Source organism: Emergencia sp. 1XD21-10 (assembly GCF_009936045.1).
Classification (GTDB): domain Bacteria; phylum Bacillota; class Clostridia; order Peptostreptococcales; family Anaerovoracaceae; genus Senimuribacter; species Senimuribacter intestinalis.
The window spans coordinates 1-13,845 of the sequence record NZ_QWEQ01000004.1; the positions used below are offsets into that span (position 1 = coordinate 1).

Consider the following 13,845-nt stretch of genomic DNA (forward strand, 5'->3'; position numbering starts at 1 on the left):
GTCAGAGTAAATTCTATGTAAGTCTTTGCCATTTGAAATTCCAGTGATACGCAGAATTTATTTTGGCAAATAATAAATTTGAGAAAATATGAAATATCCTTTAACTTTCGTGGTGAATTATGGTATACTAAGTAGGAGTATTATTTTCGCAAGAAAGGAATGCAATATCTATGCGTAGCGATAGAAACAAAAGATCAAAATCAAGACAAACAAAGCAGCAGGTCACTGAGCAGGCAGTTATGCACTCTGAGAGCAATACTGCTGTTCCCACTACTAATAAAAAGAAAAAAAAGCACAGGCTCAACTGGAAACGGTTTATCCTGTTCTTATTCTGTATCTTCCTGCTGGTCTGTATTGCAGTAGGTATTTACGTCGGCCGCGCAATTTCAGCAGCACCGGATATTGATACCAGTGAAATTTATTCTATTCTGTCCGAGAGCACAGTTATCTATGACGATGAAGGCAACGAAATTGATACTGTATTTTCAGAACAGAACAGAACCAATGTAGAATACAAAGATCTTCCGCAGGATTTAATTGACGCAGTTGTCGCTCTGGAGGACAAAACTTTCTGGGATCATCACGGATTTAACTTTATTCGTATATTGGGTGCCATTAAGGAATCTATTTTCGGCGGCGGACAGGTCAGCGGAACCAGTACCATCACCCAGCAACTTGCCAGAAATCTATTTCTGAAAGATAAGCAGTTCGACCACGACATGACTCGTAAGATTCAAGAAGCTTATTACACCATAATACTGGAAAAAGAGCTCTCCAAAGAAGAAATTATCACCGCCTATCTGAATACCATTTATCTGGGATACGGCAGTTACGGCGTTCAGGCGGCTTCTCAGGCATATTTTTCCAAAGATGTACAGGACTTGACTTTAGCGCAGTGTGCAGCCCTTGCTTCCCTTCCACAGTCCCCTGCTGATTCTCAGTTGGTGCTCTTTGTGGGAAGTCAAGATGTTTCTGCCAAGGACAAAAACATCCTAAAGAGCAATTCCAGAGGTACTTATATCGCCAATGACGCCAGCAAAGATCGGCGTGACATCTGCCTTTCCCTCATGCTGGAGCAAGGCTACATCACACAGAAAGAATACGATAAGGCTTCTTCTACTAAATTAAAGAAAATGCTGAATCCTACTTATAACAGTATTTTAGAAAAGTCTGCATACTTTGAGGACTATGTCATTGACCAGGTCATAGAAGCCCTGATGGAAGAAAAGGAATGGGACTACGATACAGCCTGGAACAAAGTATATAACGGCGGTCTGAGGATATATTCCACTTTGGACGCACAAGCACAGCAGGTCATCGAAACTGAGTTTGACAACGATGCAAACTTCCCTGCCTCTTATACTTACAATACACCAAATATGGACTCCTATGACAGTTACTTTGACGCAGAAGGCAACTTTACTCTGCAAAAAGGCGAGTTCTTAAAACGAAAGGACGGCGGTCTGGTCATCAAGACCGGCAAGCGTCTCAATGTATACGAAACTACCGTAAACGGAGAAACCGATTATAGTATTGAGTTTAAAAACATGTACAAATACGAAAATGGAACCCTTTATACCATCAGCGGCGGTTTTATCAATATTCCGCAGAAATATAAAATTATGAACAAAAAGGGTAACATTCAGATTCCGGCAGAATTCTTTGAGGATGAGGACTACGCAAACTTCTTCATCTTTAACGACGACGGAACCATAACCATTCCGTCTACTTCCTATACGCTGAACCAGAAAGTTGTTCAGCCTCAGGCCGCCATGACCATTGTGGAAAATTCCACCGGTTATATCAAGGCCATGGTTGGCGGCAGAAAAACTGCCGGCAGAAGGCTGCACAATAGAGCTATCAGCCCGGAACAGCCTGGATCTTCCATCAAGCCGCTGGCAGTATACTCTGCTGCTATTGCGCAGAGTGCTGAGGAAGCAAAAAACGGAAAAAAACATAATTTTACCAATTTCAAAATTGATAAACAAGGCGATAAGCTCTGGGGCTACTATCTAACACCGGCTTCCATTGTCATTGATGAGAAAACTACCATCAATGGCAAGGTTTGGCCTCAAAATGCTGGCGGTGCCGGCTATTCCGGGCCTATGACCATGCGTACTGCCCTCCAACAGTCCATCAATACCTGTGCTGTTAAGATCTTCCTTCAGGTTGGTGCAGATTATTCCGCAAACCTGGTAGAAAAATTCGGCATCACGACTTTAGAGCGAGAAGGCAGTGTTAACGACATGAATCCTGCCGGTCTTGCCCTCGGTGGTCTGACTAATGGTGTTACTACACTGGATATGGCAAGCGCCTATACGGTATTCCCTAACAACGGAACCCGTCGCGAAACAACCGCATTTACCAAAATTGTAGACAGTCAAGATGAAACTCTGGTTGACCGCACAAAAACAAAGAGCCACCGTGTTTTAGACTCCGGTGTTGCATGGATTATGACAGATATGCTGAAATCCGTTGTATCACAGGGCATCGGCTATCCCGCAGCAATTTCCGGCGTACAGGTTGGCGGAAAAACCGGTACAACTGACCATCAGGTTGATATCTGGTTTGATGGATTTACTCCATCCTACTCCGCTTCCCTTTGGATTGGTGTGGATCAGAACTGCAACGGTACAGAAATGAGTGGACCTGCAGCAAGACTCTGGGGTAAAATCATGAATCAGATTGACGGCGCAAAACAGGGCTCCTACAAGAGCATGCCAAGCAATGTCATCTCCTCCGGCGGAGAATATTACATCGCAGGTACGCAAGGCGGCGTCGGCAGTATCAAGGATTTAGAAAAGAAAGTTGCTATCTGTAAGGAAACCGGTTATCTGGCTACACCTGATTGTCCGGACACCGAAAAGAAAGGCTATTTCGACTTTGGCAATGACGATGATATTCCAAGATTCTACTGCCATAAACACAATGCTAACCCTGAAAAATATCCAATCAATCCGGATGAAAACTATATTCCGTTCGTAAAACCAGAAGAGCCAGAGGACGATGATCCGGATAAACCAAAACCGGATGATTCTGATAATGAGAATGATGATGGTGATGGTGATGGCGAAGAAGACGACGCAGCATAAAATCATGTATGATAAAAGCGGCTAATTGACCTAACTGGCCATAGCCGCTTTTGTTATAAGTTTTTTTATATGGTTTGCGAAAGCCTCGCTATATTTACCTATACTTCTCCCTCCAAAATGTGTCTACAGTACTTCCTTAAATTCTTTTACCCGTTCCGTCAGATTTTCTGCACCAAAGACTGCTGAACCTGCCACAAAGATATCGCAGCTGGCAGCTTTAACCATTTCCACATTGTCGAGAGTGATACCTCCATCTACTTCAATAGTATAGTGATAACCGGCTTCCCTGCGCAAGGTATCCAACTGGCGGATTTTATCCAAAGCTACCGGAATAAATTTCTGTCCTCCAAAACCCGGATTTACAGACATCACCAGAATTAAATCTACATCCTCCAGCACACATTCCAGTGTAGAAATCGGCGTTGCTGGATTAATTGCAACTCCTGCCTTTACGCCGTAAGCTTTGATGTTCTGCAGGCTCCTATGCAGGTGGGGGCAAGCTTCTTGATGAACCACTATGTATTCAGTCCTATCAGTTACAAAATCGCTTACATACTGGTCAGGATTTTCAATCATCAAATGAACATCATAAGGGGCTGTGTCCAGCTTGTTCAGCGCTTTCATGACAGCTGCACCAAAGCTGATGTTGGGCACGAAATGACCGTCCATCACATCTATGTGGACGTAATCAGCGCCCGCCCTGCTGATTTCCTCTACCTGTTTGCCCAATTCGGCAAAATCTGCCGATAAAATTGAAGGTGCAAGTTTTCCCATCGTTTTCTCTCCGTTCTGCTGCAGGTGCAGCTACAAATTTAATACTTCTTTTTTTTCTTTATTTCTTCCATATTTGCAAGGTAGGAATCATACCGAATCCTGCTGACTTTTCCCTCTTCCAATGCCGCTCTAACCGCACAGTTCGGCTCTTTGATATGCCTGCAGTTATCAAATCGGCAGGCATAACTAAGTGCTGCAAACTCTGGATAATATGAAGCCAAATTCTCTTCTGAAGCCTCTAAAATATCAAAGGAGGTAAAGCCCGGCGTGTCAAAGACCAGGCCGCCATTATCAGTCTCAAAGATTTCCACATGTCTAGTGGTGTGCTTTCCCCTCTGCGTCTTCTGACTGACCGTGCCGGTTTCCATGTTCGCGTGAGGAATGAGAAGATTGATAATGGTCGATTTTCCCACACCGGAAGGTCCCGCAAAAGCTGCTCGCTTTCCAGAGAGCTGTGCGGATAATTTCTCAATTCCTTCGCCGGTTTTTCCGCTGACAAAGACCATAGGATATATACTGCCGTAAATATCCCGTATTTCCTCCAGCGCTGTTTCCTTTGCCAAATCACACTTGTTGACGCAAAGAATCACCTCCGTATCCCAATATTCCGCCATAATCAGAAACTTGTCAATGACATGAAAGTTCGGCTTAGGTTTGGTCGCCGCAAAGACCACTATAAAACAGTCCACGTTGGCAATAGGAGGCCTGATAAATTGATTCTTTCTGGGCAGAATCTCATTGATGATTCCATCACCGTCTGGAAGAACCTCCATTTCCACATTATCTCCAACTGCCAAAGTAATCCCTTCTTTTTTGAAAATCCCCCGCCCTTTTGTCTGATATACACCATCAGCGGTTTTTACATAGTAAAAACCGCCGATTCCTTTCATGATAATCCCTTTCATCCTATTCTTCTTCTCCGCCGTCATCATCACTGTTATCTCCAGGTTCGTCGCCTTCATTTCCCTCATCAACAGGCGGCTCAGGCGGCGTTACAACCGGTTCACCCTTGCTGACTGTTATAATAACGGTGGAACCCAATTTCACCTTGGTTCCTTCTCCCGGCGTAGAGCCGATGACGATATTCTTAGCATAAACAGTACTTTCTTCATACTTAGGCTGACCCATATGCAGCCCTGCAGCTTCCAACGTCTCTCTCGCTTCATCCAGAGTAAGACCAGTCAGAGGTGGTACCGCTATCTTGTCAGTACCCTTGCTGATGGTAATATCAATCTTTGAGCCTTTCTTTAATTCCGCACCAGAACCCGGCTCCTGATCGATAATTTCACCAACATTTGCATCGCTTTCCATCTCATGAACCACACCAAGTTCATAGCCCGCACTTTCCAGTATATTTTCCACTAAATCCCTGTTGGTATTATAGTTCATACCGATAACGCTCGGCACCTGTCCATTGGATTTGCCGTTGCTGAGAATGACAGTGATGGTATCGCCCTTGCTGACCTTTTCGCCTTTTCTCGGATCCTGTGCCGCAATCTTACCTTCATCAATATCATCACTGCTAATAGTCTGTTCGTCGACTTCCATCTTCAGACCCATTTCTTCCAGAATTACCTTAGCTTCATCAGGAGTCTTTCCTTCTAAATCCGGTGCTTTTAATCCACCACCGAAGAAACCATTTGCAAAGAGTATTACTGCTGCAAGGGCAATCGCTCCAACTACTACAGCTGCAATAATAATTGGTTTCTTAGACTTCTTTGAAGACCTATCATCTTCCTTTATTGGAGTAGCTTTTATCTTCTTTTCTTTCTTTTTATGAGGCTTCATATCCTCAAAGATTTCATCCTCCAACTCCTGGTTATGCTTCTGCCGGTTTTTCTCCTGAAAATCTTCTACATCAGAAGCAACAAAGACAGAATCACCTACCATCTTTGTCACAAAATCGATGTTTCCCAATTCTTCAATCATTTCCTCCGTACTCTTATATCGGTTGGACTGGAATTTGTCAGTTGCCTTCATCACCAGTTTTTCCAATGCCGGCGGAATGCCTGATACCAGATGGGACGGCGGCGTAATCTCGTCGTTAATGTGCATGAGCGCTACCTGTACCGGATTTTCTCCGTCAAAAGGTACCTGACCTGTGAGCATTTCATAAAGAACGATACCCAGCGAATAAATATCGGACCGTTCATCCACATAAGCGCCTCTTGCCTGCTCCGGTGAAAAATAGTGTACTGAGCCGATGACTCTATTCGTCTCGTTTGCCATAATAGTGGAATTGCTCACCGCTTTGGCAATACCAAAATCAGCCAGCTTTGCAGTGCCGTCTCGGGTAATCATGATATTATGTGGCTTAACATCTCTGTGAATGATATTGTTCCTATGAGCAAGCCCTAGCGCAGAAGCTACCTGTCTGGTAATCTCAATGGCACGCTTGTAGTTCATCGGGGCTTCTTCTTTGATAATATCGCTCAGCGGTCTGCCGTCGATAAGCTCCATGACTATAAAGTTTATATCGCCTTCCTTACCGACATCATATACGCTTACAATATTCGGATGCTGAAGCCCTGCTGCCGCCTGAGACTCACGTTTAAAACTCTCTACAAACTGTATATCCTTGGTAAACTCCGGTCTCAAAATTTTAATTGCTACATATCTGTTTAAGAGTCGACATCTGGCTTTATAAACAACCGCCATGCCGCCCTCTCCGATTTTCTCAATTAGTTCATATCTTCCTGCAAGTAATTTACTCATCTGATATCATCCTCCGTCACTTTCAAGACTACCATCGTAATATTGTCGCTGCCACCATTTCTGTTGGCGGCTTCTACCAGTTCGTTACAGATGTGGGTCATGGATTCTTCCTCGGTTAACCGGCTAATTAATTCGCTCTTTTCAACTTCTCCGTAAAGTCCGTCTGTGCAAATCAGTATCATGTCCCCCGCTTCAATGGAAACCTGAAAAAAATCAGGCTCAATGGTATAATCTGCGCCTACGGCTCTTGTTATCATATTTTTGTTCTCGTGGTTTGCTGCCTCTTCTTCTGAAATAATCCCAGCTTTCAAAAGTGTATTCACATAGGTATGATCCTCAGTAATCTGGTTCAGTTCTCCGTCTCTGAGAACATATGCCCTGCTGTCGCCTACATTAGCTATGTAAAGCTGATTATCCGCTACATAAGCGATGACCACTGTAGTTGCCATACCTTTATTTTTCTCAAAACGCTGTGACATCTCAAGTATCTTAAAGTTTACATCCTTCAGACATTCCTCAAAATATGCGCCAATTTCTTCCGCTGTAGAAAGTGCCTCCATCGAATGAGTTTCGACATATTTTGCAATGCCGTTTACACAGGTCCTGCTGGCAATCTCTCCGGAATTATTCCCCCCAACTCCGTCAGCGACAATAAACACCCTGTCCTTTTTCATGACAAAACAAGCGTCTTCGTTGTTGCTGCGCCTCTGGCCTTTATCTGTCTTAAAGCCTACCTCCATATATAATCTCCTTTCAGCATTTTTGCTTTCTCATTTTACAGATATAAAATCCGTCCGTTTCATCTGTGTCCGGCAGATACTGTCGTTCAAACAGCAGTGTAAACCCTGACCTTTCTTTGAGAAAGCGTTCTACAACTTCTGTATTCTCTATTCGATTCACCGTACAGGTACTGTAAACCAAAATCCCTCCCTCTTTTACATAACAACTGGCAGTTAAAAGAATCCGAAGCTGCTTTTCAGAAAGTTCTCTGCCTTCGTCTGCAAGCTCTTTATATTTGATCTCAGGTTTTCTCCGAATCACTCCAAGACCCGAACATGGACCATCTACCAGAACGCAATCCGAAGAATCCCTCAAATCTTCCCGCAGTACGCATCCGTCACTTTCTTCGGTGATAATGTTGGAAAGCCCAAGCCTCTGCGCCTGCTGCGATATTAATGTGAGTTTGTGTCCGTATATATCAAAGGCTTTTACTACCCCTTTATTTCCCATCATTTCAGCCATCGCCAGACTCTTGCCGCCCGGCGCTGCACAAATATCAAGCACTGTCTGTCCCGGCAAAGGATTCACCGCCTCTGCTGCAAGAACCGATGCCTCGTCCTGTACAGAGAAAAGCCCCTGTTCATAAGCCTTCGTCTCCAAAAGTCCGCTACCGCTTGCAAAGAGCACCCTCTCGCTCAAGGTGGCTTCCTCTATAACAAAGCCTTCTTCAGTCAACTGCTCTGCCAGAGACTGTCTGTCTGTTCTCGTCATGTTCACCCGAATGGAAAGTTTTGGTCGGTCGTTTCCTGCTTTCAAAATCTGCTCTGCCTTCTGCATCCCATACTGAGATAGCAGGAGTTCCACAATCCACTGCGCATAAGAATATCTGACGGAAAGGTAGGAAATTAGGTCCTCTTTCGAATCAGGCAGTTTAATATCTGCGCCCTTTTTCTGATAACCTCTAAGCACACCATTTATAAAACCGTCTCTGCCCGGTGCCAGCTTCTTAGCAAGCTTTACTGTCTCCCCGATAGCTGCATAAGGCGGCACTGATTCCATAAAAATCAGCTGATAAAGCCCCATGCGAAGCAGCGTCAGAACCTGTTTTTTTATGCCGGAAAGTCCCTTGGGAATCAGATGCGCAAGAAGATAGTCAAGGTATATCCGATTCTCCAACACGCCGTATACCAGTTCCCGTACAAAGGCAGGATTATCTGGATTTTGCAGCCCAATCTGTCTGTTCAACTCCAGATTGGAATACGCCTGATTCTTTTCAATTTCAAAAAGCACTGAATAGGTTGTTCTCCGATTGCAGTCCATATCAATCACGCCTTCCCCTGATTGCTAAGATTCTGAGAAGATTGGCAACTGCTACAGCAAGAGCTGCCACATAGGTGAGCGCTGCTGCACTAAGCACTTTCTTTGCGCCTGCTTTTTCTTCCATGGTGACAATTCCCAGTTCCTCCATCTGCACAATCGCTCTATGGCTGGCATCAAGCTCCACCGGAAGCGTAATCAGATGAAATATAACTATCGCAACAAATGCCAGTACACCGATATTAAAAATAGTATTTCCCATGGCATACATCTCATAGCTTTGTCCTGCTAAAAGTCCCAGCCCTACAATAATTAAAATCCATGTAAAGCTGGATGCAAGGTTAACTACAGGCACGATAGCATTTCTGATTTTCAGCGGCGCATAACTTCTGGCATGTTGAATAGCATGACCTGCCTCGTGACAGGCTACACTGATTGCCGCAACCGAAGAAACACCATACACATCCTGAGACAAGCTCAGTGTTCTGTTTCTTGGATCGTAATTATCTGTTAGATTGCCAGGAATCTGGCGAATCTCCACATCTCTAAGTCCATTGCTGTCCAGCACTCTTCTTGCTGCCTCTGCACCAGTCATATTTCTGTGATTGCGCACAGAAGAATATTTCCTAAAAGAACTTTTTACTTTTGCTTGTGCAAACAACGCCAGCAACATAGCTGGCAGCAGAAAAATGAGACTGGATCCTCCATAATAAAAATGAAACATTTCTTTTTCCCCCTTTTATTTATTCGAATAAGCTGTCTATCTCTATTTTGTTGCCCCGGAGATAATCCTTCACAGAAACCCGATTCTTTCCAGGCATTTGAATTTCTGTAATGCGAAGCACCTGCCCATCTCCGCAAGCCGTATCAACGCCGTTATCTGAAACGCAGATAATGGTACCCGGCGCCTTTGATGTTTTTTCTGCCACAGGCTCCGCGCTCCAAATCTTCATCACCACGCCGCCATAATTGCAAAATGCTCCTGGCCACGGATCAAAAGCGCGAATTTGCTGCTGAATTTCTATAGGACTCTTGTGAAAGTCAATTTTTCCATCCTGTTTAGAAATCATGCCGGCATAGCTTGAGAGACTGTCATCCTGCTTTTCCGGGGAAATATTCCCCGCTTCAATGCGCGGCAAAGTCTCCACTAAAAGCTTTGCGCCGAGTTCTGCCAAATCGTCATGAAGTTGCTGACAATTTCTATCTCCGATAACAAGACTTGCTTTGCTGAGCATATCTCCGGTGTCAAGCCCCACGTCCATCTGCATAATGGTTACACCGGTTTCCTCCTCACCCTGCAAAATCGCATGCTGTATAGGCGACGCGCCGCGCAGCTTCGGCAAAAGAGACGCATGAACGTTGACACAGCCGTATTTAGGCAAATCCAGAATCTCTTTTTGAATAATCTGTCCGTATGCCACTACGACGATGATGTCCGGCGCATAGTCTTTAAGGGTTTGTAAAACTTCTGTATCCTGCTTGATTTTTTCAGGCTGCAATACCTTAATTCCATGTTCTACTGCCAGTTCCTTCACCGGCGTAAACTGGATCTTCTTTCCTCTGTTTTTGGCTTTATCAGGCTGAGTTACCACGCAGCCCACCTGATGACCTGCCTCCAAAATTTTCGCAAGCACCGGAACCGAAAAATCCGGTGTGCCCATGAAAACTACTTTCATTAACCTTCTACCTCTTCATCATATTCCGGTTCTCTGACGTTTACCGCTTTATCCGTATAAAGAATACCGTCCAGATGGTCGTTTTCGTGACACATCACGCGAGCGTCCCAGCCTTCAAAGTCATAAATCTTCTCTTCTCCATTAAAATCCAGCGCCTTGATTTTGATTCTTTCAGGTCTGTCCACAGTACCGATCAGTCCCGGCACGCTGAGGCAGCCTTCGTCGCCGGAAACAGAACCTTCCTGCTCCAAAATTTCAGGATTAATCATATAGTAAATCTTGCCGCCTTGCTCAGGTTCCGCTACAAACATTCTGCGCATAATGCCAACCTGCGGTGCTGCAAGTCCGCAGCCCGACTGCTGGTGCATGGTTTCCACCATATCCTCCAAAGTCTGCCGAATGCGGTCTGTCACTTCAGAAACCTCGCGGCAGTGCTTCCTAAGAATTTCATCTCCATCTAACACAACATTTCTAATTGCCATCTCTCATTCTCCTTTTATGCTTTATCTTAAATGGTGCTGTACGGATTGACGTCAATAGTCATCGCACAACTATCCCTATTTTTCTTTAAATTTTCTCCGAAACAGTCAATGCAGTAAATATACTTGTTTCTAAGTCCTTTCGGACATTTAATCAGTATAAAATAGCGAAAACTGTCCTTCCCCTTAAAATGATAGGACGGCTTGGGTTCAAAGATGCTGCTCTCCTCTTCAATCTTACAGCGAATCAGATAGTTCCTGCAGCTTTCTGCCGTCTCAAGGGCATATTCTTCCTTCTCACTTGTAAATTCGACCAGAATTAAATCTGAGAAAGGCGGGTAGTCCATCATCTGCCTGATAGAAGCCTCCATCTGAAAGAAGCCCTCATAATCATGGTTTGCTGCTGTAGTCAGCGCAAAATTGTCCGGCGTATAGGACTGCACGATTACATGCCCTTCCTCTTCACCTCTGCCAGCTCTTCCAGAAACCTGAGTCACTAGCTGAAAAGTTCTCTCCGTCGACCTGTAATCGGGAATATGAAGACTGACGTCGGCAGCAACGACACCGACAAGTCCAACATTTTTAAAGTCCAGACCTTTCGCGACCAGCTGCGTGCCGATAAGAATCTCCGTCTTTCCCTTTGAGAAGTTCCCGATAATCCGGTTAATTTCTCTGCTATTTTTAGCGGTATCAAGGTCCAGCCGCTCCACCTTTCTGTCTGGAAACAGCTCCCTTGTGAATTCTTCCACCTTTTCAGTACCTGAACCAAAATACTTGATATATTTGCTGCCGCATTTTGGACAGCTTGCCGGTACAGAAAATTTTTTTCCGCAGTAATGGCAAACCCCTGCGTTTTCTTTCTTATGATAAGTTAAGGAAATACCACACTCCGGACACTCCATTACCTCACCACACTCCCTGCAGGAAATAAAGGTGGAATAGCCTCTGCGGTTGAGAAACAATATAATCTGCTGTCCTTTTGCAAGGGTTTCCTCCATCTTTCGATAAAGCCTGTCGCTGAAAACAGTTCGATTGCCTTCTCTCAATTCTTCCCGCATATCTACAAGTTCTACCGTAGGAAGAGGTGCGCTGTTATAGCGCTGCTTTAGGGTGATAAGCCGGTAAATCCCTTCCTTCGCCCGCTGGTAAGAAACCACCGACGGCGTTGCGCTGCCCAGAATCAATACCCCCTGATAGTACATGAGTCGTTTCAGAGCAATATCCACTGTATCGTATTTCGGCGTCATATCCGACTTATAGGTCGCTTCGTGCTCCTCGTCCATGATGATAACGCCGATGTTTTCAAGGGGAGCAAAGACGCCCAATCTGGCGCCGATGACGATGTTCGCCTTTCCCGCCCTGATTCTCTGCCATTCATCAAAACGCTCTCGTTTTGTCAGCTTGCTGTGTAAAACTGCGATGGATTTCTTTCCAAACCTGGCAATAAAACGGTCGATAATCTGCTTCGTCAGCGCGATTTCAGGCACGAGCATAATAGCTGTTTTACCCGCAGAAAGAACCTCTGCGATGACCTGCATATAAACTTCCGTCTTGCCACTTCCGGTGACCCCGTGAATGAGAAAACTTTCCTGTCTTTCTCCTCTGACCGCACAGCTGATGGTATCCACCGCTATCTGCTGCTCCTCTGTCAGCCTTCTGATGTCCTGTCTCTCGCCCTCTGCGTCCTTGTAGGGTTCCTTTTCTTTGCCTTCTTTTGCAGGATTTCCGTTTGGCACAAAACATTTAACAGCGTCCAAATATTTGATTCCGTATCGCCGCTTCATCCAAATACAAGTTTTCACCATCTCAGGATTCAGGGAGATATCCGGATTTTTTCCAGTAATCGCTTTGATTTTGGAAACCTCGCAATCGGGGGTAACTCCCTCTTCAAAGACATAAGCGTTCTTTGGCTTATTACCTCTGTTAAAGGACACCTCTACGATGTCCCCAACTGTAATATCATCGGGCGCTGCATATGTATAGTATGTGTCCGTATGCCTGCTGTTATGATTAATAACTACGTTTATATATTTCATCTTATAGTAAGAAAATATTATCTTTTTTGCACTCGGAAATCATATCCTCCGGCCATACAGAAACCTGCACCTCACCAATGTGAGCTTTACGCAGGAAGTACATGCACAGCCTGCTCTGTCCGATGCCGCCGCCAATGGAATACGGCAGCTCATCGCTTAAAATGGCTTGATGGAAAGACTGGCTTCTTCTGTCATCAGCGCCTGCCAGCTTCAACTGGCGATCCATAGCATCGGCATCTACGCGGATGCCCATAGAGGATATCTCAAAGGCTCTGTCCAGCACATCGTTCCATAAGATAATATCCCCATTCAGTTCCCAGTCGTCATAGTCCGGAGATCTTCCGTCGTGCTTTTCGCCTGAGGTCAAGGTTCCACCGATTTTTTCAATAAAGACTGCGCCGTGAGTTTTGCAGATTAAATCTTCTCTTTCCTTTGGTGTCTTATTTGGATACATATCTGCAAGTTCCTGGCTGGTAATAAAATAAATCTCATTAGGAATCTCTGTCTGTAAATCTCTGTAAAGACGATTTACATAATCCCCCAGATTCTTCATTGCGTTGTAAATGGTTGTCACTGTCTCGTGGAGATACTCCGTGTTTCTCTGCTCTTTGGTGATTACCTTTTCCCAGTCCCACTGATCTACGTAGACAGAGTGGAGGTTGTCAAGCTCTTCGTCTCTTCTGATTGCATTCATATCTGTATAAATGCCGTGTCCCGGCTTAATTCCATATTTTCCAAGAGCCATTCGCTTCCATTTTGCGAGAGACTGCACTACTTCAACTTCTTTTTCTTCAAGGTCAAGCAGGCTGAATGAAACTCTACGCTCCACACCGTTCAAGTTGTCGTTCAGTCCGGTCTCCGGAAAAACAAAGAGAGGTGCGGATACTCTTCGCAGGTTTAACCCGTAAGCCAGTTCCTGCTGAAAGTAATCCTTAATTTTTTTGATTGCACGCTGGGTTTCCAGCGGACTGATTACCGGTGAGTAGTCCTTCGGTGTGATTAATTGTGCCATTTTTGTTTCCTCCATATTATATCT

General features: G+C 44.8%; 11 protein-coding genes. 1 reads left to right on the top strand and 10 read right to left on the bottom strand.

The window, feature by feature from the left end:
* The first annotated feature begins 170 nt into the window (after positions 1 to 170).
* Complete coding sequence (locus D1151_RS02570) at positions 171 to 3,092, top strand: transglycosylase domain-containing protein (protein WP_161907838.1); 2,922 nt, start codon at positions 171 to 173, stop codon at positions 3,090 to 3,092.
* A 123-nt stretch (positions 3,093 to 3,215) separates the two neighbouring features.
* Here the strand turns inward: D1151_RS02570 and rpe are convergent, their stop codons facing one another.
* From rpe to asnA, 10 genes are read right to left on the bottom strand one after another with little or no spacing between them, the layout of a single operon-like run.
* The gene (gene rpe, locus D1151_RS02575; protein WP_161907839.1) at positions 3,216 to 3,866 is read right to left on the bottom strand and encodes a ribulose-phosphate 3-epimerase; all 651 of its coding nucleotides are present in this window, start codon (positions 3,864 to 3,866) and stop codon (positions 3,216 to 3,218) included.
* Positions 3,867 to 3,904: 38 nt separating this feature from the next.
* Positions 3,905 to 4,798 (bottom strand): ribosome small subunit-dependent GTPase A, encoded by an 894-nt coding sequence (gene rsgA / locus D1151_RS02580; RefSeq protein WP_243151147.1) that lies wholly within the window; start codon positions 4,796 to 4,798, stop codon positions 3,905 to 3,907.
* Positions 4,773 to 6,581, bottom strand: coding sequence for a Stk1 family PASTA domain-containing Ser/Thr kinase (gene pknB / locus D1151_RS02585; protein ID WP_161907840.1), 1,809 nt, complete (start codon positions 6,579 to 6,581; stop codon positions 4,773 to 4,775). The genes rsgA and pknB overlap by 26 nt, the downstream gene beginning before the upstream one ends.
* Positions 6,578 to 7,321 carry a Stp1/IreP family PP2C-type Ser/Thr phosphatase gene (locus D1151_RS02590; protein WP_160202402.1) on the bottom strand — a complete coding sequence of 248 codons (744 nt, stop codon included), beginning with the start codon at positions 7,319 to 7,321 and terminating at the stop codon, positions 6,578 to 6,580. The genes pknB and D1151_RS02590 overlap by 4 nt, the downstream gene beginning before the upstream one ends.
* A gap of 13 nt (positions 7,322 to 7,334) precedes the next feature.
* Positions 7,335 to 8,621 carry a 16S rRNA (cytosine(967)-C(5))-methyltransferase RsmB gene (gene rsmB, locus D1151_RS02595; RefSeq protein WP_243151153.1) on the bottom strand — a complete coding sequence of 429 codons (1,287 nt, stop codon included), beginning with the start codon at positions 8,619 to 8,621 and terminating at the stop codon, positions 7,335 to 7,337.
* Between the two features lies 1 nt (position 8,622).
* Positions 8,623 to 9,342, bottom strand: a complete 720-nt coding sequence (locus D1151_RS02600; RefSeq protein ID WP_161907842.1) for a zinc metallopeptidase — start codon at positions 9,340 to 9,342, stop codon at positions 8,623 to 8,625.
* Between the two features lie 19 nt (positions 9,343 to 9,361).
* Positions 9,362 to 10,294, bottom strand: a complete 933-nt coding sequence (fmt, locus tag D1151_RS02605; protein ID WP_161907843.1) for a methionyl-tRNA formyltransferase — start codon at positions 10,292 to 10,294, stop codon at positions 9,362 to 9,364.
* The gene (gene def, locus D1151_RS02610; RefSeq protein ID WP_160202406.1) at positions 10,294 to 10,776 is read right to left on the bottom strand and encodes a peptide deformylase; all 483 of its coding nucleotides are present in this window, start codon (positions 10,774 to 10,776) and stop codon (positions 10,294 to 10,296) included. The genes fmt and def overlap by 1 nt, the downstream gene beginning before the upstream one ends.
* A gap of 26 nt (positions 10,777 to 10,802) precedes the next feature.
* Entirely contained in the window at positions 10,803 to 12,809 is a 2,007-nt protein-coding gene (priA, locus tag D1151_RS02615) for a primosomal protein N' (protein WP_161907844.1), read from the bottom strand.
* Between the two features lies 1 nt (position 12,810).
* Positions 12,811 to 13,821, bottom strand: a complete 1,011-nt coding sequence (asnA, locus tag D1151_RS02620; RefSeq protein ID WP_330588258.1) for an aspartate--ammonia ligase — start codon at positions 13,819 to 13,821, stop codon at positions 12,811 to 12,813.
* Between the last annotated feature and the right edge of the window lie 24 nt (positions 13,822 to 13,845).

What these genes read in the sequence shown, in the direction of transcription:
- D1151_RS02570 (WP_161907838.1), top strand. Translation starts at nt 171, where the DNA reads ATGCGTAGCGATAGAAACAAAAGATCAAAATCAAGACAAACAAAGCAG.
- rpe (WP_161907839.1), bottom strand. Translation starts at nt 3,866, where the DNA reads ATGGGAAAACTTGCACCTTCAATTTTATCGGCAGATTTTGCCGAATTG.
- rsgA (WP_243151147.1), bottom strand. Translation starts at nt 4,798, where the DNA reads ATGATGACGGCGGAGAAGAAGAATAGGATGAAAGGGATTATCATGAAA.
- pknB (WP_161907840.1), bottom strand. Translation starts at nt 6,581, where the DNA reads ATGAGTAAATTACTTGCAGGAAGATATGAACTAATTGAGAAAATCGGA.
- D1151_RS02590 (WP_160202402.1), bottom strand. Translation starts at nt 7,321, where the DNA reads ATGGAGGTAGGCTTTAAGACAGATAAAGGCCAGAGGCGCAGCAACAAC.
- rsmB (WP_243151153.1), bottom strand. Translation starts at nt 8,621, where the DNA reads ATGGACTGCAATCGGAGAACAACCTATTCAGTGCTTTTTGAAATTGAA.
- D1151_RS02600 (WP_161907842.1), bottom strand. Translation starts at nt 9,342, where the DNA reads ATGTTTCATTTTTATTATGGAGGATCCAGTCTCATTTTTCTGCTGCCA.
- fmt (WP_161907843.1), bottom strand. Translation starts at nt 10,294, where the DNA reads ATGAAAGTAGTTTTCATGGGCACACCGGATTTTTCGGTTCCGGTGCTT.
- def (WP_160202406.1), bottom strand. Translation starts at nt 10,776, where the DNA reads ATGGCAATTAGAAATGTTGTGTTAGATGGAGATGAAATTCTTAGGAAG.
- priA (WP_161907844.1), bottom strand. Translation starts at nt 12,809, where the DNA reads ATGAAATATATAAACGTAGTTATTAATCATAACAGCAGGCATACGGAC.
- asnA (WP_330588258.1), bottom strand. Translation starts at nt 13,821, where the DNA reads ATGGCACAATTAATCACACCGAAGGACTACTCACCGGTAATCAGTCCG.